This is a genomic window from Roseateles sp. P5_E1, from assembly GCF_054049335.1.
This window is the reverse complement of sequence record NZ_JBFUMN010000394.1, coordinates 1-554: the sequence shown is the minus strand read 5'-3', so window position 1 is coordinate 554 and position 554 is coordinate 1. Positions and strand designations below refer to the sequence as shown.

Sequence of the window (554 nt, the reverse complement as noted above, 5' to 3'; positions counted from 1 at the left end):
TCGTCTGCCCGCGTGGGCGCACCGTTCGATGGTGTCGCTTACCGCGCCAGCCAGCCGCCGTCGACCGGCAGCACCGCGCCGTTGACGTAATCCGATGCGCTGGAGGCCAGGAACACCGCCGTACCGCCGAGGTCTTCCGGGGTGCCCCAACGGGCCGCCGGGATGCGGTCGAGGATGGACTTGTTGCGGTCCTGGTCGGCGCGCAGCGCGGCGGTGTTGTCGGTGGCCATGTAGCCCGGCGCGATCGCGTTGACGTTGATGCCCTTGCTGGCCCACTCGTTGGCCAACAGGCGGGTGACGCCGGCGATACCGCTCTTGCTGGCAGTGTAGGACGGCACGCGGATGCCGCCCTGGAAGGACAGCATCGAGGCGATGTTGATGATCTTGCCGCGCCCTTGGGCAATGAAGTGCCTGCCGGCGGCCTGCGAGATGAAGAACGCGGACTTGATGTTGACGTTCATGACGTCGTCCCAGTCCTGCTCGCTGAAATCCACCGCGTCGGCGCGGCGGATCAGGCCGGCGTTGTTGACCAGGATATCCAGGCCACCGAGGCC

1 protein-coding gene is annotated in these 554 nt (G+C 67.3%); it reads right to left on the bottom strand.

Annotated elements, in window-relative coordinates:
* Nucleotides 1–38 precede the first annotated feature (38 nt).
* Nucleotides 39–554: SDR family oxidoreductase (locus ACXJKJ_RS31715; RefSeq protein WP_457395682.1), on the bottom strand; the 516-nt coding region annotated here is incomplete at its 5' end.